The following is a 14,802-nucleotide window of genomic DNA, read 5'->3' as shown; positions in this document are numbered from 1 at the left end:
CCTATTTAATTAGAAACTAAATGATTTGTTTCTTCTATTATAAACAGCAATTAGAATAGCAATGGCAATACCAACGAAAATTAAGGTTTCTAAGATCGTCAAAAGGCTATCTGCTAAAGTTACTTTACCTGACATTAATGTGCCTGAAACACTGAATACTAACGTATCAACTAGAATATGAAAGATGACAGGTACATAAAACATTTCCGTATAAAGATATAGTCCACACATTAACAGACCAAAACCAAAAGCAAAGATAACTTGATTAAGTGTATTGGCAATGCTTTGACCGGCAGTGATATTTCCTAAATGTAATAATCCAAAACAAAGGCTACTGACACCAGCAGCATAAAAGATTTTGAATTTAGTATTTCGAAATACTAATAGTAAGATCGTTAGAAAAGAATATCTAAACAATAATTCTTCGGCAATTCCTGCTTCTAAGCCGGAGAGAATATATTCTGGTTTAAAATTAAGATTAGAGAAGTTAAAGTTGAAGAACGATGTTAATAGATTGTTGCCACTTCCGAAAGCATTCCAAAGTACAAACCAAATACTTACTACCAATAATAAAGTCAAGACTTTGAAATTAACGGATTTAGCCAAACGCATCTTAGGTAAGGAATAGCCCCAATGATTCATTAATAGAAGAGTTAGGATTAGAAACTCCAGGGCACCGAGAAAGGCTGAATTAATTAAAGTAGCCATAAAAGGATTGAAGTAAAGTAAAGTTCCATAAGTTACCATACTCAATCCACCCATTGAAACATATTCAAAAACAAATAGTAAGATGACCAATTGCCAGAACTTGTTTCGAATGCTACCAAAGAAAACAGTTACGTAAGGGATATATATCAACAACATAGTTACAAGCAAAAGAGCAATTGAACTGGGAAGATTCCATCCGTAAAGTTTAGCTGTAGCATTAATCAGATAATGATACGATTCCGGTATGATAAAAACCTGAAAAAATAATTGAAAGATGTAATTGATACGATCAAGTATTTTTTGAGGGTGCTGTTTAAGATATAAAGCTAATAGATTGAGGACAATTGGACCAAAGAGATATAAGTTCTCAGTCATAGCACTGTAAGCAAAAATTGCTAGAGCATTAAAGATTACCTGGCTCTTGAACAAAATAAAATAAAGTTTGTCTTTATTATTTTGCGAAAACCTGTTATTATAACTAAATTCGAGATTATTATTCAATTCACACCTCCACTATTTCTTAGAGTATAGTTGAAAAAGCTTTTTTAAGAAAGCGTCTTTCATTTAAAAAAATACTTGATTTTACCTTGAAAATATGGAGTTCATCGTGTAATATTATAAGAGTGCTTATTTCATATAGAAGTATGTACCAAATTGATATTAAAATAATATCGACGGCTTAGAAGTGAGAGGTTGCGACACACCCGGCCGCTTTGCCACGGCAGGGCTGGCGGATATTTTCACGGAGCCGGTCATCTTGAAAGAGACAAAAAGGAGGTAACCCCATGGCAAGTCAAAAAATTCGCATTCGTTTGAAGGCTTATGAACATCGTATTCTAGATCAATCAGCTGACAAAATTGTGGAAACAGCAAAGAGAACTGGAGCACAAATTTCAGGTCCAATTCCATTGCCTACAGAGCGTTCACTATATACAGTGTTAGCTTCACCACATAAGCATAAGGATTCTAGAGAGCAATTCGAAATGCGTACACATAAAAGACTTATCGACGTTGTTAACCCAACAAAGAAGACGGTTGATTCACTTATGAAGTTGGATCTACCATCTGGTGTTGACATTGAAATCAAATTATAATTACTAATTAAAAATAAATTATTGGAGGTGCAAACATGGCCAGAAAAGGAATTCTTGGTAAAAAAGTCGGAATGACTCAAATTTTCACTGACAACGGTGAACTTGTTCCCGTAACAGTTGTTGAAGCAACACCAAACGTTGTTATGCAACTTAAGACAGTTGAAAATGATGGTTATGAGGCCGTTCAACTAGGTTTTGAAGACAGACGCGAAGTTCTATCTAACAAACCAGCCAAAGGTCATGCAGAAAAGGCAAATACAACTCCTAAACATTACATTCGCGAATTCCGCGATGTTGAAATGGGAGACTACGAATTAGGTGGCAACGTTACAGTTGATACATTTAATTCAGGTGATATTGTCGACGTTACAGGTACAACAAAGGGACACGGAATGCAAGGTAACATCAAGCGTTTTGGTCAAGCTAGAGGTCCAGAAACTCACGGTTCTAGATATCACCGTGTTGCTGGTTCAATGGGTGCCATCATTAACCGTGTATTCAAAGGTAAGATGCTTCCAGGTGTTATGGGTAACAACCGTGTTACTACACAAAACCTTGAAATCATCAAAGTTGATGCTGAACGTAATGCAATCATGATTAAGGGAAATGTTCCCGGTGCTAACAAATCATTAGTTAAAATTCAAACAGCTGTTAAAGCTAATCAAAAATAGGAAGGAGGAAATGAGTTATGACAAAAATCACAGCTTACAAAGATAACGGTGCTGAGAACGGTGCTGTTGAAGTAAAAGATGCAATCTTTGGTATCGAACCAAATGATAGTGTTGTTACAGATGCAGTCATCATGCAACGTGCATCAATGAGACAAGGTACTCATGATGTTAAGAACCGTTCCGAAGTACGTGGTGGTGGTAGAAAGCCATGGCGTCAAAAGGGTACAGGACGTGCTCGTCAAGGTTCAATTAGATCACCTCAATGGGTAGGTGGTGGTGTCGTATTCGGCCCTACACCAAGATCTTATGCATATCACCTTCCTAAGAAGGTTAGCCGTTTGGCATTGAAGTCTGTACTTTCACAAAAGGCTGCTGACAGTAACTTAATCGTTATTGACTCAATTTCATACGACAAGCCAAGTACAAAAGCTTTTGCACAATTACTAAATACAGTAGGTGCTGACAACAAGGCTCTTGTAGTTGTTGAAGACGGTAACGACAACGTTGCTTTATCAGCAAGAAACATTGATAAAGTTAAGGTTGTTGCACCAGAAGGTGTTAACGTTCTTGACGTTATTAACGCAAACAAGTTAGTTGTTACACAAGCAGCACTTTCTAAAATTGAGGAGGTGCTTGGATAATGAACGCAAGAGACGTAATTATTCGCCCTGTTGTTACTGAAAGCTCAATGGACGCTATGAGCGACAAGAAATATACTTTCGATGTTGCCCTAGACGCTAACAAGGTTCTTGTTAGACAAGCTGTTGAAGAAGTTTTCGGTGTTAAAGTTAAACAAGTAAATATCATGAATGTTTCTGGTAAGAAGAAGCGCCAAGGTCGTTATGTTGGTTTTACAGCAAAACGTCGTAAGGCTATTGTTACTCTTACAGCAGATTCAGATGAAATTAAGATTTTTGACGAAGAATAAATAAGGAGGTCAAATAATGGCGATTATCAAGTATAAACCAACCACAAACGGTCGTCGTAATATGACAGGTTCTGACTTTTCAGAAATTACTAAAACAACTCCTGAAAAGACACTTTTAGAATCACAAAGCCATACTGCTGGTCGTAACTCATACGGTCATATTACAGTGCGTCACCGTGGTGGTGGACACAAACAAAAATACCGTGTTATTGATTTCAAACGTATCAAAGACGGTGTTAAAGCTACAGTTAAGGCTATCGAATACGATCCTAACCGTACAGCTAATATTGCACTTATTCACTATTCAGATGGTGTTAAATCATACATCTTAGCTCCTAAGGGTCTAGAAGTAGGACAAGTTATTCAATCTGGTAAAGATGCAGATATCAAACCAGGTAATGCACTTGCACTTGCTGATATTCCTGTTGGTACAACAATTCATAACGTTGAATTGAAACCTGGCAAGGGTGGTCAACTTGGCCGTTCAGCTGGTACATCAATCCAATTGCTTGGTAGAGATGGTAAGTACTCAATCTTACGTTTGCCTTCTGGTGAAGTTCGTTTGATCCTTTCAACTTGCCGTGCAAGTATCGGTGCCATTGGTAACGAACAACATGAACTTATTAAGATTGGTAAAGCTGGTCGTAAGCGCTGGTTAGGTATGAGACCTACAGTTCGTGGATCAGTAATGAACCCTAACGATCACCCACATGGTGGTGGTGAAGGTAAAGCTCCTATCGGTCATCCATCTCCAATGTCACCATGGGGTAAGAAGACTCTTGGTAAGAAAACTCGTTCAACTCATGCCAAATCTGAAAAGCTTATCGTTCGTCATAGAAAAGGTAAGTAAACTATTCATTAGAATAATATAAGGAGGACATAAGATGAGTCGTAGTTTAAAAAAAGGACCATTCGCTGATGCACATCTTTTAAAGAAGATCGATGCACAAGCAGATTCTGACAAAAAGTCAGTTATCAAGACATGGTCAAGACGTTCAACAATTTTTCCTAGTTTCGTAGGATATACAATCGCAGTTCATGATGGACGTAAGCATGTTCCAGTTTATATCCAAGAAGATATGGTTGGACACAAGTTAGGTGAATTCGTACCTACACGTACATTCCATGGTCACGCAACAGATGACAAGAAGACAGTTAAGAAATAAGAAGGGAGACTTAAATGATGGCAGAACAAGAAATTACATCTGCAACAGCTAAGGTTACTAACGTGCGTATTGCACCTCGTAAGGCTCGCCTTGTTATTGATCTAATCAGAGGCAAGCAAGCTGCTGAAGCACTTGCAATTTTGCAATTCACACCAAGAGCAGGCTCTCCAATTATTGCTAAAGCTCTTAAGTCAGCAATTGCAAATGCAGAACATAACTTTGATTTAGATGCACAAAACCTATACGTCAGTGAAGCTTTCGTTGACGAAGGACCAACTCTAAAACGTTTCCGTCCTAGAGCTAAAGGTTCAGCATCACCAATTAACAAGAGAACAAGTCACATTACAGTAGTTGTAAGTGAAAAAGAATAGTATAGGAGGTAACTTTAGTGGGTCAAAAGATTAATCCAGTCGGATTCCGTGTCGGTGTTATCCGTGACTGGGATGCCAAATGGTATGCAAACAATAAAGACTTTTCAACATTTTTACATGAAGACCTTAAGATTCGTAAGTATATTGAAGACAAACTTTCAAATGCTTCTGTATCAAGAATCGAAATCGAACGTACTGCTAAGAACGTTACTGTTTCAATTCATACTGCTAAACCAGGTATGGTTATCGGTAAAGGTGGTTCTGAAGTTGAAAAATTACGTAATGAATTAAACAACTTAACTAACAGAAACATTCACATCAACATCATCGAAATCAAGAAACCTGATCTAGATGCAAAATTGGTTGGTGAAAGTATCGCCCGTCAACTTGAAGCTCGTATTGCTTTCAGACGTGCACAACGTCAAGCAGTTCAACGTTCAAGACGTGCCGGTGCTAAGGGTATCAAGGTACAAATTTCTGGTCGTTTAAACGGTGCCGATATGGCTCGTCGTGAATGGCATACAGAAGGAACTGTTCCTTTGCACACATTGCGTGCTGATATCGATTATGCTTGGGTTGAAGCAAAGACAACTTATGGTAATTTAGGTGTCAAAACTTGGATTTACCGTGGTGAAATTCTTCCTGCTAAGCCACAACATAATGACACAAAAAATGAAGGGAAAGGAGAATAATCTATGCTAGTACCAAAACGTGTAAAACACCGTCGTGAATTCCGTGGAAAGATGCGCGGAGAAGCTAAAGGTGGTAAAACTGTTACATTTGGTGAATATGGCTTGAGATCACTTGATTCAAGTTGGATCACTAACAGACAAATTGAAGCAGCCCGTGTTGCTATGACTCGTTACATGAAGCGTGGTGGTAAGGTTTGGATTAAAATCTTCCCTCATAAATCATACACTGCTAAGGGTGTAGGTGTTCGTATGGGTAATGGTAAAGGTGCTCCAGCTGGATGGGTAGCCCCTGTTAAACGCGAAAAGATTTTATTTGAAATCGGTGGCGTTGACGAGGATACTGCTCGTGAAGCTTTGAGACTTGCATCACACAAACTACCTGTTAGAACTAAGTTTGTAAAACGTGAGGAAGTAGGTGGCGCTGATGAAGGCTAGTGAGATCAAAGAGCTAACTGCTGCTCAATTGCAAGACAAAGTTAAAGAATATAAAGAAGAACTATTCAACTTGCGTTTCCAACAAGCCACAGGCCAATTGGAAAATACAGCTCGTCTAAAGACTGTAAGAAAGAACATTGCAAGATTAAGAACAGCTCAAAACCAAAAGAATAACGAAAAATAATAAACAGGAAGGGGACATCAAGTTGAGCGAAACACAAGAAACTCGTAACCGTCGTAAGGTATATCAAGGACGCGTCGTTTCAGACAAAATGGACAAGACAATCGTTGTAGTTGTTGAAACTACAAAACAACATCCAGTTTATGGAAAACGTGTTAGATATTCTAAGAAATATTACGTTCAAGACGAAAACAACGAAGCAAAAGTTGGCGATATTGTACGTATCATGGAAACTCGACCTTTGTCAAAGACAAAGCGCTTCCGTTTATTAGAAATCGTCGAAAAAGCAGTCACAATCTAGACTATAACTGATGAGAGGAGGGCCAAAACGTGATTCAACAAGAAAGTCGTCTAAAAGTTGCAGATAATTCTGGAGCTCGTGAAATTCTAACTATTAAAGTACTTGGTGGTTCAAACCGTAAGACAGCTAATATCGGTGATATTATCGTTGCTACTGTTAAACAAGCAACACCAGGTGGCGTTGTTAAAAAGGGTGACGTTGTTAAAGCTGTTATCGTAAGAACTGTATCAGGTGCTCACCGTACAGATGGTTCTTACATCAGATTTGATGAAAATGCTGCAGTTATTATTAATGCTGATAAAACACCTAGAGGAACACGTATCTTCGGACCCGTTGCTCGTGAACTACGTGATAACGATTTTATGAAGATCGTATCTCTAGCACCAGAAGTGCTATAAAAAGATCAATTAAATTCAGGAGGTGCTGAATAGTGTTTGTAAAAACTGGAGACAATGTCAAAGTTATTGCTGGTGACGCTAAAGGCAAGACAGGTGTAGTTAAAAAGGCTATTCCTTCTGCTAACAAAGTTGTCGTTGAAGGCGTTAACGTTGTAAAGAAACACTCTAAGCCAAGCAATTCTCAACCCCAAGGTGGAATTGTTGACGTTGAAAGACCTATTAGCGCAACTAACGTTAAAGTTGTAAGTAAAACAACTGATAAAGAAGATAAATAAGAAAGGAGAAAACTAAATGGTTAACGCATTAAAAGAAAAATACGTTGGCGAAATCACACCATCAATGATGAAGAAGTTTAACTACTCATCAATCATGGAAACACCTAAGATCGATAAGATCGTTTTGAACATGGGTGTTGGTGATGCTATTGCTAACTCAAAGAATCTTGACGAAGCAGTTGAAGAATTAGGTTTAATTGCTGGTCAAAAGCCTTTGATCACAAAAGCTAAGAAATCAATCGCTGGTTTCAGACTTCGTGAAGGTATGTCAATCGGTGCTAAAGTTACACTACGTGGTGATCGTATGTATGACTTCCTTGACAAACTAATCAACATTGCTTTACCACGTGTTCGTGACTTCCGTGGTGTATCTACTCGTTCATTTGATGGTCGTGGTAACTATACACTTGGTGTTAAAGAACAATTGGTTTTCCCAGAAATTGACTACGATAAGGTTAACAAGATTCGTGGATTGGACATCGTTATTGTTACAACAGCTAACACAGATGAAGAATCACGTGAACTATTAACTCAAATCGGTATGCCATTTACAAAATAAATTAGGAGGTAAATTCATTGGCTAAGAAATCTCAAATCGTACGTAATCATAGACCCGCAAAGTTCTCTTCACAAGCTTATACACGTTGCGAACGCTGTGGTCGTCCACATTCTGTATATCGTAAGTTCAAGCTTTGCCGACTTTGCCTTCGTCAATTGGCTCATGAAGGTCAAATCCCTGGTATGAAAAAAGCTAGCTGGTAAGATTTTTAATATAAAAAGGAGGCAAACTCAATGGTCATGACAGATCCTATTGCAGATTACTTAACACGTATTCGTAATGCAAATATGGTTAAACATGAATCTCTAGACATTCCCGCTTCAAACATCAAGAAGAGCATGACAGAGATTCTTAAAAATGAAGGATTTATCAAGGATTACGAAGTTATCGAAGATAACAAACAAAACGTACTTCGTATTTTCTTAAAATATGGTAAAGATCAACAACGCGTCATCTCAGGCTTGAAACGTATTTCAAGACCAGGTCTACGTAGTTATGTTGATTCAGATAACGTACCTAAGGTTCTTAATGGATTAGGTATCGCTATTCTTTCAACTTCAAAAGGTGTTATTACTGACAAAGAAGCCCGCGCTCAACACGTTGGTGGAGAAGTAATCGCTTATATCTGGTAATAATCTTAAAAAGTAAGGAGGTGCACTAATTTGAGTCGTATCGGTTATAAAGTAATTGAAATTCCCGCAGGAGTAACAGTTACTCAAAAAGATGAAAACATTACTGTTAAAGGCCCTAAGGGTGAATTAACAAGACATTTTGATTCAAAGATCAAGCTAACACTTGACGATAAGGAAGCTAAGTTCACACGTGAAGATGATAATGATAAAGCTCTTCACGGAACAATGCGTTCAAATCTTAATAACATGATTATTGGTGTTACAGAAGGTTACGAAAAGAAACTTGAACTACGAGGTGTTGGTTACCGTGCCCAAGTTAAGGGTGACAAATTAACACTTTCAGTTGGTTATTCACATCCAGTTGTTATGGATGCACCAGAAGGTATCAAGATCGAATCACCTTCAAATACTGAAATCAACGTTTTAGGTATCTCAAAACAACGAGTTGGACAATTCGCTGCTGAGATCCGCGATGTACGTTCTCCAGAACCTTATAAAGGTAAAGGTATTCGTTATGTTGGCGAATATGTACGTCGTAAAGAAGGTAAAACTGGTAAGTAGTAAATAAATCTATGAGGTGAAAATTGTGATTAACAAACCAGACAAAAACAAAGCACGTCAAAAACGTCAAAGACGTATCCGTGCCAAAATCTCTGGTACTGCTGAGCGCCCACGCTTAAATGTATTCCGTTCTAATAAAAACATTTACGCTCAAGTAATTGATGACGTAAAGGGTGTAACGCTAGCAAGTGCCTCAACTCTTGATAAAGAAGTTAAAGACGGTTCAAAAGTTGAACAAGCTCAAGCTGTTGGTGCATTGGTTGCACAAAGAGCTCAAGAAGCAAAAATTAGCAATGTAATCTTTGATCGTGGTGGTTACTTATATCACGGACGTGTTCAAAGTCTTGCTGAAGCAGCTCGTGAAAATGGGCTAAAATTCTAGAAGGAGGAAACCAAATTTATGACATATATCGATCCATCTCAATTAGAATTAGAAGATCGCGTTGTCTCAATCAACCGTGTTACTAAGGTTGTTAAAGGTGGACGCCGTCTACGTTTTGCTGCTATCGTAATCGTTGGTGACAAGAATGGTCACGTAGGTTTCGGTACAGGTAAAGCTCAAGAAGTTCCTGAAGCCATTCGTAAAGCTGTTGAAGATGCTAAGAAGAACCTTATCAGTGTTCCTATGGTTGGTTCAACAATTCCTCATGAAGTTATCGGTACATTTGGTGCTGGTAAGATCATGTTGAAACCTGCTGAAGAAGGTTCTGGTATTGCCGCTGGTGGTGCCGTTCGTGCCGTTATCGAATTATCAGGTGTTGGTGATGTTACAAGTAAATCACTTGGAAGAAATACTCCAATCAACGTAATTCGTGCCACAATCGATGGACTAAAACAATTAAAGACTGCCCAAAGCGTTTCTGAAATGCGCGGAATCTCAGCCCAAGAATTGCTTAACTAGAAGAAAGGTGTGTAATTATGGCTAAACTTAGAATTACCCTAACTAGAAGTGCAGCTCACCGCCTTCCTGCTCAACGTAAGATCGTAAAAGAACTTGGTCTTGGAAGAGTTTCAAGTTCAGTTGTTAAGCCGGATGATCCTGCCATTCGTGGTGCTGTATTGAAGATCGCTCATTTAGTTAGTGTTGAAGAAGTTAAAGATTAATAAAATTATAAAAGATTAGGAGGTGCAATAATGGAACTAAACGAACTTAAACCAAGTGCAGGCTCAAGACACTCAAGAAAGCGTCTAGGTCGTGGTACTTCAAGTGGTACAGGTAAAACTGCTGGTCGTGGTCAAAAAGGTCAATTGGCTAGATCAGGTGGTAAGACACGTATCGGTTTTGAAGGTGGACAAATGCCTTTGTTCCGTCGTATGCCAAAACGTGGATTCAATAACATCAACCGCAAGGAATATGCTATTGTAAATCTAAGCGAATTAAGTAAGTTTAATGATGGTGCTGAAGTTAATGTTGAAACATTAAAAGAAGCAGGAATCATTAAAAAACAATATAATGGTGTTAAGTTGCTTGCTAACGGTGAGGTTAGTGCTAAGTTAACTGTTAAAGTTGCTAAGAGTTCAGCCGCAGCTACTAAAGCAATCGAAGCCGCTGGTGGCACTGTAGAGGTGATCTAATGCTTAGAACTATCAGAGATGCTCTAAAGGTCAAGGAAATCCGTAAAAAGATTCTCTTTACCTTGATGTTACTTGTTATATACCGTTTGGGATCACAAATCACAGTGCCCGGCGTTAATGCTGCGGCAATGGATAAAGTTGGTTCTACAGGATTGGTTCCGCTATTGGATACTGTAACCGGTGGTGGTCTTTCAAACTACTCTATTTTCTCAATGGGTGTTTCACCATTCATCACGGCCCAAATTGTTGTTCAACTTCTACAAATGGACATTGTTCCTAAATTTGTGGAGTGGAGTAAACAAGGTGAAGTTGGTCGTAGAAAGTTAAATCAAGTAACGAGATATTTGACGATTGTTTTAGGTTTTGTTCAGTCAATCGGTATTACTGCCGGTTTTAACCAATTAAGTGGTTTAGGATTAGTTAAATCTCCTAATATGAGAGCTTTCATTACAATTGGTATCATCTTAACAGGTGGTACGATGCTTCTTACTTGGATTGGTGAGCAGATTACCGATAAAGGTTTAGGTAATGGGGTCTCTGTAATTATCTTCGCTGGTATTATTGCTAGATTCCCTAATGGAATTCAACAGATTTACCGTGACTATATTACAAACGCTAGCTCAGCAGATCTTGCTAAGAATATCGGATTTATGGTTGGTCTTGTGATCATCATCTTGATTGTTGTTCAGTTTGTTACTTATGTACAACAAGCTAATAGAAGAATTCCTATTCAATATACAAGACGTGCTGCAGGTAGTGGTAGTGAAAGTTTTCTACCATTGAAGGTTAACGTTGCTGGTGTTATTCCTGTTATCTTCGCTAGTTCATTTATTGTTACGCCTCAAACAATTTTGATGGCGTTCCAAGCAAATCACAGTGGAGATCAATGGTATCAAGTATTAACAGAAATATTCAGTATGCAGACTACAACAGGTTCTATTATTTATACATTGTTGATTGTATTATTTACATTCTTCTATGCATTTGTTCAAGTAAACCCTGAGAAGCTTGCAGAAAACCTACAAAAACAAGGGGCTTATATCCCTGGTGTTTGGCCTGGTAATGAAACAATCAAGTTCATGTCAGGTGTATTGATGAGACTATCAACCGTCGGAGCTGCGTTCCTAGGTTTGGTTTCATTACTTCCATTACTAGCAGCTAACTTATTCAACTTACCTCAATCCATCGGATTAGGTGGTACAAGTTTGTTGATTATCGTTGGTGTTGCTTTGGAAATGGATCGTCAATTACGTGGTCTTTTGATGAAGCGTGAATACGTTGGATTTATTAGATAATTGGAGATGTGACAGACAATGAATATTGTATTGATGGGATTACCTGGTGCTGGTAAAGGTACTCAAGCTGAAAAGATTGTTGAAGATTTTAAAGTTGTTCATATATCAACTGGTGACATGTTTAGAGCAGCCATGGCCAATAAGACAGAAATTGGTTTGAAGGCTAAAGGGTTCATCGATAAAGGTGAACTTGTTCCAGACGATGTTACTGAAGGTATCGTTCAAGAACGTTTATCAGAAGATGACGTTCAAAAAGACGGATATATGTTAGATGGATTTCCGAGAACTCTTGAACAGGCTAACGCTTTACAGACAATTGCAAAGAATGTAAACAAACCAATAGATGCTGTCATCTATATTGATGTAAAGCCTGAAACATTAGTTGATCGTTTATCTGGAAGATATATCTGTTCCAAATGTGGAGCAACTTATCATAAAATTTACAATCCTACTAAAGTTGAAGGAACATGCGACGTTTGTGGCGGCCATGACTTCTATCAACGTGAGGACGATAAGCCAGCAACTGTAAAGAATAGATTAAAAGTTAATATTGAAATGAATACACCATTAATTGATTTTTACGACAAGTTGAACTTGTTGCACAAGATCAATGGTGAACAAGAAATAGATGAAGTTTATAACGAAGTAAAGAAAGTTTTACAAAGCTTGTAAAACTTTTTGCTTTGGTTGTTTACATGTACGGGAAATTATTGTATAATTCGCCAGTATATGCAGATTAATTTCATCCCATGGAGGTTAATATCTTTGGCAAAAGAAGATGTCATTGAAGTAGAAGGTACAATTTCAGAAACATTGCCTAATGCAATGTTTAAGGTAAAGCTTGAAAATGGCGCTACAATTCTAGCCCATGTGTCAGGTAAAATCCGTATGCATTATATTAGAATTTTACCCGGTGACAAGGTTACCGTGGAATTATCCCCTTATGATTTAACCAAGGGAAGAATTACATATAGATATAGATAATAAGTTTTTTAATGGAATGGAGGTTCCACAATATGAAAGTAAGACCATCCGTTAAACCTATGTGCGAACACTGTAAAGTAATTAAGAGACGCGGTCGCGTTATGGTAATTTGCTCTGCAGATCCAAAGCACAAACAAAGACAAGGATAATATTAATAGGAGGTGTATTGATTAATGGCTCGTATAGCAGGTGTAGATTTACCTCGTGATAAGAGAATCGTTATCGCCCTAACATACATTTTTGGTATTGGCGAAACAACAGCTCAAAAGGTACTTAAAGACGCTGGCGTATCAGAAGACATCCGTACAAGAGACTTGACTCCTGATCAAGAAGACAAGATTCGTGCAGAAGTTGATAAGGTTCGTGTCGAAGGTGACTTACGTCGTGAAGTAAGCATGAATATCAAGAGACTACAAGAAATTGGTTCATATCGTGGCATGAGACATCGTCGTGGTTTGCCAGTTCGTGGTCAAAACACAAAGAACAATGCTAGAACTCGTAAAGGTAAGAAGATCAGCATTGCAGGTAAGAAGAAATAACAAGATTAAGATAGGAGGTTAATCATGGCACAAAGTAAAGGTCGTAAGCGCCGTACTAAGAAGCATATTGAATCTGGTGTTGCACATATCCACTCCACATTCAACAACACACTTGTTATGATCACTGATGTTAACGGTAATGCCGTTTCATGGTCATCAGCAGGTGCACTAGGATTCAAGGGTAGTCGTAAATCAACACCATTTGCCGCACAAATGGCTGGAGAAGCAGCTGCTAAAGAATCAATGGAACATGGTATGAAAACAGTCGAAGTAGCTGTTAAGGGTCCAGGATCTGGTCGTGAAGCTGCAATCCGTTCACTACAAGCTACTGGTTTGGAAATTACTGCTATTCGTGATGTTACACCAGTTCCTCATAATGGTTCTCGTCCTCCAAAGCGTCGTCGTGTATAGAATGGTTGTATACCCATATGAACTACGCTACACACATTTCGTTTTGAAAGGGGAACTAACCGAATGATCGAATTTGAAAAGCCATCTATTACTTCTGTTGAAGAAAGTAGTAGTTACGGTAAATATATTATCGAACCGCTTGAAAGAGGTTATGGTACAACTTTAGGTAATTCTTTACGTAGAGTTCTATTAGCATCATTACCTGGTACAGCGGTATCTGATATTCAAATAGACGGTGTATTGCATGAATTTTCAGCTGTTGATGGCGTAATTGAAGATGTTACACAAATTGTGCTTAACGTCAAAAAATTAAAGCTAAAGTCTTATGCTGAAGACAGCTTAAAAGCAGAGATCGACATTGTTGGTCCAGCTACTGTTACAGCTAACGATATCAAAGCTGATGATGACTTGGAAATCCTCGATCCAGAACAATTTATTTGTACTGTTGCTGAGGGTGGACACTTCCACATGCAAATGACAATTAAAAATGGTCGTGGATATACTCCTGCAGAACAAAATAAGACGGACGAAACACCTATTGGTGTTCTTCCAGTTGACTCAATTTTTACACCTGTAGAAAAGGTTAACTATCAAGTTGAAAACACTCGTGTGGGTAAGAGAAACGACTTCGACAAATTAACAATCGATATCTGGACAAATGGTTCAATTGGACCACGCGAAGCTATTAGTTTGTCAGCTAAGATCCTTACAGAACATTTAAATAGTTTTGTAAATCTTACTGAAGAAGCTAAGAGTGCAGACATGATGATCGAAAAAGAGGAAACTCAAAAAGAGAAGAAACTTGAAATGACTATTGAAGAACTTGACTTGTCAGTTCGTTCATATAATTGTTTGAAGCGTGCCGGTATTAATACTGTGCAAGAGCTTACTGAAAAATCTGAAGCAGATATGATGCGTGTTCGTAACCTTGGACGCAAGTCACTTGTTGAGGTTAAAGAAAAGCTTGCTGATCTTGGATTGTCATTGAAGCAAGAAGACTAATAATATCAAATTCAAACAGGAGGT

At 38.2% G+C, this 14,802-nt stretch carries 29 protein-coding genes; 28 read left to right on the top strand and 1 reads right to left on the bottom strand.

The window, feature by feature from the left end; all coding sequences use genetic code 11:
• Positions 1–9 precede the first annotated feature (9 nt).
• On the bottom strand, positions 10–1,209 hold the full coding sequence (locus LAB100_RS04185) for a CPBP family intramembrane glutamic endopeptidase (protein ID WP_119325781.1): 1,200 nt from the start codon (positions 1,207–1,209) through the stop codon (positions 10–12).
• 284 nt (positions 1,210–1,493) lie between these two features.
• Here LAB100_RS04185 and rpsJ point away from each other — a divergent pair, with 284 nt between their 5' ends.
• The 28 genes from rpsJ (at position 1,494) to LAB100_RS04045 (ending at position 14,778) form a co-directional block, all read left to right on the top strand.
• The gene (rpsJ, locus tag LAB100_RS04180; protein WP_010018513.1) at positions 1,494–1,802 is read left to right on the top strand and encodes a 30S ribosomal protein S10; all 309 of its coding nucleotides are present in this window, start codon (positions 1,494–1,496) and stop codon (positions 1,800–1,802) included.
• A gap of 35 nt (positions 1,803–1,837) precedes the next feature.
• Positions 1,838–2,473, top strand: coding sequence for a 50S ribosomal protein L3 (rplC, locus tag LAB100_RS04175; RefSeq protein ID WP_119325782.1), 636 nt, complete (start codon positions 1,838–1,840; stop codon positions 2,471–2,473).
• A 17-nt stretch (positions 2,474–2,490) separates the two neighbouring features.
• On the top strand, positions 2,491–3,114 hold the full coding sequence (rplD, locus tag LAB100_RS04170) for a 50S ribosomal protein L4 (RefSeq protein WP_119325783.1): 624 nt from the start codon (positions 2,491–2,493) through the stop codon (positions 3,112–3,114).
• Positions 3,114–3,401: a 50S ribosomal protein L23 gene (gene rplW / locus LAB100_RS04165; RefSeq protein ID WP_057888154.1), complete on the top strand. Its 288-nt coding sequence runs from the start codon at positions 3,114–3,116 to the stop codon at positions 3,399–3,401. The genes rplD and rplW overlap by 1 nt, the downstream gene beginning before the upstream one ends.
• A 16-nt stretch (positions 3,402–3,417) precedes the next feature.
• Positions 3,418–4,251 carry a 50S ribosomal protein L2 gene (gene rplB / locus LAB100_RS04160; protein ID WP_119325784.1) on the top strand — a complete coding sequence of 278 codons (834 nt, stop codon included), beginning with the start codon at positions 3,418–3,420 and terminating at the stop codon, positions 4,249–4,251.
• A gap of 34 nt (positions 4,252–4,285) precedes the next feature.
• Positions 4,286–4,567 carry a 30S ribosomal protein S19 gene (gene rpsS / locus LAB100_RS04155; protein ID WP_041501334.1) on the top strand — a complete coding sequence of 94 codons (282 nt, stop codon included), beginning with the start codon at positions 4,286–4,288 and terminating at the stop codon, positions 4,565–4,567.
• 17 nt (positions 4,568–4,584) lie between these two features.
• Entirely contained in the window at positions 4,585–4,938 is a 354-nt protein-coding gene (rplV, locus tag LAB100_RS04150) for a 50S ribosomal protein L22 (RefSeq protein ID WP_057866732.1), read from the top strand.
• A gap of 17 nt (positions 4,939–4,955) precedes the next feature.
• Positions 4,956–5,630 (top strand): 30S ribosomal protein S3, encoded by a 675-nt coding sequence (rpsC, locus tag LAB100_RS04145; protein ID WP_119325785.1) that lies wholly within the window; start codon positions 4,956–4,958, stop codon positions 5,628–5,630.
• 3 nt (positions 5,631–5,633) lie between these two features.
• The gene (gene rplP, locus LAB100_RS04140; protein WP_119325786.1) at positions 5,634–6,065 is read left to right on the top strand and encodes a 50S ribosomal protein L16; all 432 of its coding nucleotides are present in this window, start codon (positions 5,634–5,636) and stop codon (positions 6,063–6,065) included.
• A complete protein-coding gene (gene rpmC, locus LAB100_RS04135; RefSeq protein ID WP_119325787.1) occupies positions 6,055–6,249 on the top strand; it encodes a 50S ribosomal protein L29 in 195 nt (64 codons plus the stop codon). The genes rplP and rpmC overlap by 11 nt, the downstream gene beginning before the upstream one ends.
• Positions 6,250–6,271: 22 nt before the next feature.
• Positions 6,272–6,547 carry a 30S ribosomal protein S17 gene (rpsQ, locus tag LAB100_RS04130; protein WP_119325788.1) on the top strand — a complete coding sequence of 92 codons (276 nt, stop codon included), beginning with the start codon at positions 6,272–6,274 and terminating at the stop codon, positions 6,545–6,547.
• Positions 6,548–6,576: 29 nt separating this feature from the next.
• Entirely contained in the window at positions 6,577–6,945 is a 369-nt protein-coding gene (gene rplN / locus LAB100_RS04125) for a 50S ribosomal protein L14 (protein ID WP_025084417.1), read from the top strand.
• Positions 6,946–6,977: 32 nt separating this feature from the next.
• Positions 6,978–7,220, top strand: coding sequence for a 50S ribosomal protein L24 (gene rplX / locus LAB100_RS04120; protein WP_119325789.1), 243 nt, complete (start codon positions 6,978–6,980; stop codon positions 7,218–7,220).
• Positions 7,221–7,236: 16 nt separating this feature from the next.
• Complete coding sequence (gene rplE / locus LAB100_RS04115; protein ID WP_119325790.1) at positions 7,237–7,779, top strand: 50S ribosomal protein L5; 543 nt, start codon at positions 7,237–7,239, stop codon at positions 7,777–7,779.
• Positions 7,780–7,796: 17 nt separating this feature from the next.
• Complete coding sequence (locus LAB100_RS04110; RefSeq protein WP_010018530.1) at positions 7,797–7,982, top strand: type Z 30S ribosomal protein S14; 186 nt, start codon at positions 7,797–7,799, stop codon at positions 7,980–7,982.
• 30 nt (positions 7,983–8,012) lie between these two features.
• On the top strand, positions 8,013–8,411 hold the full coding sequence (gene rpsH, locus LAB100_RS04105; protein WP_057866672.1) for a 30S ribosomal protein S8: 399 nt from the start codon (positions 8,013–8,015) through the stop codon (positions 8,409–8,411).
• A gap of 30 nt (positions 8,412–8,441) precedes the next feature.
• Positions 8,442–8,972 (top strand): 50S ribosomal protein L6, encoded by a 531-nt coding sequence (gene rplF, locus LAB100_RS04100; protein ID WP_119325791.1) that lies wholly within the window; start codon positions 8,442–8,444, stop codon positions 8,970–8,972.
• Between the two features lie 16 nt (positions 8,973–8,988).
• Positions 8,989–9,354 carry a 50S ribosomal protein L18 gene (gene rplR / locus LAB100_RS04095; RefSeq protein ID WP_281273973.1) on the top strand — a complete coding sequence of 122 codons (366 nt, stop codon included), beginning with the start codon at positions 8,989–8,991 and terminating at the stop codon, positions 9,352–9,354.
• Between the two features lie 18 nt (positions 9,355–9,372).
• Positions 9,373–9,873 (top strand): 30S ribosomal protein S5, encoded by a 501-nt coding sequence (rpsE, locus tag LAB100_RS04090; protein WP_119325793.1) that lies wholly within the window; start codon positions 9,373–9,375, stop codon positions 9,871–9,873.
• 17 nt (positions 9,874–9,890) lie between these two features.
• Entirely contained in the window at positions 9,891–10,076 is a 186-nt protein-coding gene (gene rpmD / locus LAB100_RS04085) for a 50S ribosomal protein L30 (protein ID WP_057866676.1), read from the top strand.
• A gap of 30 nt (positions 10,077–10,106) precedes the next feature.
• On the top strand, positions 10,107–10,547 hold the full coding sequence (gene rplO / locus LAB100_RS04080; protein WP_119325794.1) for a 50S ribosomal protein L15: 441 nt from the start codon (positions 10,107–10,109) through the stop codon (positions 10,545–10,547).
• Positions 10,547–11,842 (top strand): preprotein translocase subunit SecY, encoded by a 1,296-nt coding sequence (gene secY, locus LAB100_RS04075; protein ID WP_119325795.1) that lies wholly within the window; start codon positions 10,547–10,549, stop codon positions 11,840–11,842. The genes rplO and secY overlap by 1 nt, the downstream gene beginning before the upstream one ends.
• Positions 11,843–11,860: 18 nt before the next feature.
• Positions 11,861–12,514: an adenylate kinase gene (locus LAB100_RS04070; RefSeq protein ID WP_119325796.1), complete on the top strand. Its 654-nt coding sequence runs from the start codon at positions 11,861–11,863 to the stop codon at positions 12,512–12,514.
• Positions 12,515–12,607: 93 nt separating this feature from the next.
• On the top strand, positions 12,608–12,826 hold the full coding sequence (gene infA / locus LAB100_RS04065) for a translation initiation factor IF-1 (RefSeq protein WP_025084427.1): 219 nt from the start codon (positions 12,608–12,610) through the stop codon (positions 12,824–12,826).
• 32 nt (positions 12,827–12,858) lie between these two features.
• A complete protein-coding gene (rpmJ, locus tag LAB100_RS04060) occupies positions 12,859–12,975 on the top strand; it encodes a 50S ribosomal protein L36 (RefSeq protein ID WP_010018546.1) in 117 nt (38 codons plus the stop codon).
• Positions 12,976–12,999: 24 nt separating this feature from the next.
• On the top strand, positions 13,000–13,365 hold the full coding sequence (gene rpsM, locus LAB100_RS04055) for a 30S ribosomal protein S13 (protein ID WP_119325797.1): 366 nt from the start codon (positions 13,000–13,002) through the stop codon (positions 13,363–13,365).
• 24 nt (positions 13,366–13,389) lie between these two features.
• Complete coding sequence (rpsK, locus tag LAB100_RS04050; RefSeq protein WP_025023834.1) at positions 13,390–13,776, top strand: 30S ribosomal protein S11; 387 nt, start codon at positions 13,390–13,392, stop codon at positions 13,774–13,776.
• Positions 13,777–13,839: 63 nt separating this feature from the next.
• Positions 13,840–14,778: a DNA-directed RNA polymerase subunit alpha gene (locus tag LAB100_RS04045; RefSeq protein ID WP_119325798.1), complete on the top strand. Its 939-nt coding sequence runs from the start codon at positions 13,840–13,842 to the stop codon at positions 14,776–14,778.
• Positions 14,779–14,802 lie beyond the last annotated feature (24 nt).

It is taken from the genome of Companilactobacillus musae (assembly GCF_003967595.1).
GTDB classification, from domain to species: Bacteria; Bacillota; Bacilli; order Lactobacillales; family Lactobacillaceae; genus Companilactobacillus; species Companilactobacillus musae.
This window is presented reverse-complemented; position numbering and strand designations above follow the sequence as displayed.

What these genes read in the sequence shown, in the direction of transcription:
- rpsJ (WP_010018513.1), top strand. Translation starts at nt 1,494, where the DNA reads ATGGCAAGTCAAAAAATTCGCATTCGTTTGAAGGCTTATGAACATCGT.
- rplC (WP_119325782.1), top strand. Translation starts at nt 1,838, where the DNA reads ATGGCCAGAAAAGGAATTCTTGGTAAAAAAGTCGGAATGACTCAAATT.
- rplD (WP_119325783.1), top strand. Translation starts at nt 2,491, where the DNA reads ATGACAAAAATCACAGCTTACAAAGATAACGGTGCTGAGAACGGTGCT.
- rplW (WP_057888154.1), top strand. Translation starts at nt 3,114, where the DNA reads ATGAACGCAAGAGACGTAATTATTCGCCCTGTTGTTACTGAAAGCTCA.
- rplB (WP_119325784.1), top strand. Translation starts at nt 3,418, where the DNA reads ATGGCGATTATCAAGTATAAACCAACCACAAACGGTCGTCGTAATATG.
- rpsS (WP_041501334.1), top strand. Translation starts at nt 4,286, where the DNA reads ATGAGTCGTAGTTTAAAAAAAGGACCATTCGCTGATGCACATCTTTTA.
- rplV (WP_057866732.1), top strand. Translation starts at nt 4,585, where the DNA reads ATGGCAGAACAAGAAATTACATCTGCAACAGCTAAGGTTACTAACGTG.
- rplP (WP_119325786.1), top strand. Translation starts at nt 5,634, where the DNA reads ATGCTAGTACCAAAACGTGTAAAACACCGTCGTGAATTCCGTGGAAAG.
- rpmC (WP_119325787.1), top strand. Translation starts at nt 6,055, where the DNA reads ATGAAGGCTAGTGAGATCAAAGAGCTAACTGCTGCTCAATTGCAAGAC.
- rplE (WP_119325790.1), top strand. Translation starts at nt 7,237, where the DNA reads ATGGTTAACGCATTAAAAGAAAAATACGTTGGCGAAATCACACCATCA.
- rpsH (WP_057866672.1), top strand. Translation starts at nt 8,013, where the DNA reads ATGGTCATGACAGATCCTATTGCAGATTACTTAACACGTATTCGTAAT.
- rpsE (WP_119325793.1), top strand. Translation starts at nt 9,373, where the DNA reads ATGACATATATCGATCCATCTCAATTAGAATTAGAAGATCGCGTTGTC.
- rpmD (WP_057866676.1), top strand. Translation starts at nt 9,891, where the DNA reads ATGGCTAAACTTAGAATTACCCTAACTAGAAGTGCAGCTCACCGCCTT.
- rplO (WP_119325794.1), top strand. Translation starts at nt 10,107, where the DNA reads ATGGAACTAAACGAACTTAAACCAAGTGCAGGCTCAAGACACTCAAGA.
- secY (WP_119325795.1), top strand. Translation starts at nt 10,547, where the DNA reads ATGCTTAGAACTATCAGAGATGCTCTAAAGGTCAAGGAAATCCGTAAA.
- LAB100_RS04070 (WP_119325796.1), top strand. Translation starts at nt 11,861, where the DNA reads ATGAATATTGTATTGATGGGATTACCTGGTGCTGGTAAAGGTACTCAA.
- rpmJ (WP_010018546.1), top strand. Translation starts at nt 12,859, where the DNA reads ATGAAAGTAAGACCATCCGTTAAACCTATGTGCGAACACTGTAAAGTA.
- rpsM (WP_119325797.1), top strand. Translation starts at nt 13,000, where the DNA reads ATGGCTCGTATAGCAGGTGTAGATTTACCTCGTGATAAGAGAATCGTT.
- rpsK (WP_025023834.1), top strand. Translation starts at nt 13,390, where the DNA reads ATGGCACAAAGTAAAGGTCGTAAGCGCCGTACTAAGAAGCATATTGAA.
- LAB100_RS04045 (WP_119325798.1), top strand. Translation starts at nt 13,840, where the DNA reads ATGATCGAATTTGAAAAGCCATCTATTACTTCTGTTGAAGAAAGTAGT.